Source organism: Endozoicomonas sp. ONNA2 (genome assembly GCF_024606365.1).
Classification (GTDB): domain Bacteria; phylum Pseudomonadota; class Gammaproteobacteria; order Pseudomonadales; family Endozoicomonadaceae; genus Endozoicomonas.
This window is the reverse complement of record NZ_JAHHPO010000578.1, coordinates 1-1,387: the sequence shown is the minus strand read 5'-3', so window position 1 is coordinate 1,387 and position 1,387 is coordinate 1. Positions and strand designations below refer to the sequence as shown.

General features: G+C 44.6%; 2 protein-coding genes. One reads left to right on the top strand and one right to left on the bottom strand.

Translation table 11 applies throughout. From position 1 onward, the window contains the following. Nucleotides 1–203 precede the first annotated feature (203 nt). The gene (locus KDK14_RS10155) at nucleotides 204–737 is read left to right on the top strand and encodes a DinB family protein (protein ID WP_257264990.1); all 534 of its coding nucleotides are present in this window, start codon (nucleotides 204–206) and stop codon (nucleotides 735–737) included. Nucleotides 738–768: 31 nt separating this feature from the next. On the opposite strand, the gene KDK14_RS10150 is transcribed toward KDK14_RS10155, so the two are convergent. Beyond that, nucleotides 769–1,212: a YHS domain-containing (seleno)protein gene (locus KDK14_RS10150; protein WP_257264988.1), complete on the bottom strand. Its 444-nt coding sequence runs from the start codon at nucleotides 1,210–1,212 to the stop codon at nucleotides 769–771. Between the last annotated feature and the right edge of the window lie 175 nt (nucleotides 1,213–1,387).

The window sequence follows — 1,387 nt, the reverse complement described above, 5'->3', positions numbered from 1 at the left end:
TAACTGCCCACTTAGCCAGAAATATACGATTCCATTTGGCCAACTACTTAACGCTGACTTTTTGAGCGGACTGCCGTGTATACAAATCCCGGCACCCTGTGCAACACTGAACGGGCAGAATACCCCGAAGTTTTCCGTAGGCCTTCAGTTGTGCAAACATGACACGGATTTCTGCTAAATCATGTAAAAAGGTGCAGAGTCGAATGTCGCTACGAAATGCTTGCCAATGTAATGAACAGTTGTTGTCTGAGTTGATTCGGGCTATTGCAAGACTTCCGGCAAATAATTACCAGAAATCTGCCGTTCCTGACAGCTCTCAAACGATAGGCGCTCATGTACGTCATATCATTGAGTTTTATCAGTGTTTTTTATCCGGTCTGGAAAGTAGATATATTAACTACGACAACCGTAACAGAGACCCGGAATGTGAGAGGAATGTCTCTTCTGCAGTAGGCGCTTTACTGAGTATTAAGGAGCGGCTGGTTAAACTGACAAAGAATGCATCGGGTGAGATCCATCTCACACTCAATGCCAGCACTGATGCCAATGGAACGGTCGTCAAGGCGGAAACATCGGTCATTCGTGAGCTGTTATTTTTGCAATGTCACACCACGCATCATTTAGCAATCATCAACTTGCTGCTGCAACAGCCAGGTCATCAACCCCCGAAAAATCTCGGTGTTGCCACCTCAACACTGATCTACCAGAAACAACAGAAAGCATCCTCTGAAAACTGATTGGCTGTTTTATACACGATGGCTGCAACACTCAATTCATTTCTGGCCAATTTTTATCCGCAGCTTTAATAAAGCCCGGGATATCCACCAGCCATTTTTCCTGCACACTGTTGTTATAATTCAAATACAGTTTGTTATCGGCAATTTTCCAGTATTTCGGGTCTCCCGGTGCCCTTTGTTTTTTTGCAGCAACAGCCCACGCGCAGTAACCTCCATATTGAGGCATATACTGCTCAGGGTGTTGCTTGAACAGGCTGAGATGTTTTGCTGAAGAGAAGTACCACTCCACGCCCAGGTGCTCAAATTTATACCTGGCGTTTCCTTCTACGGGCTTTCCTTGCGTGAAATAAGCAACGGCATCATAACCGCTGATGGCTTTACTGCCTAACCAGCCAGTATAAATATGTTTGTTGGCAAAGGCGTTGACGCTCAATGCCATCAACAGGACCGTAACTATCCTTAACAATTTATTCATGAAACATCATCCTATTCAGTTGTTGACTCTATTTTGTCCAGGGATATCAGCTGACCAGTTTTCTCCTAATCTGCGCCTTGGCAATTCTACAGTAAAACACCCAAAAAAAACGCCAGAAAAGCCAGCTCTGGTGCGATAAAACCATCAATACTGATCAATGGCTGCCGAAATAATG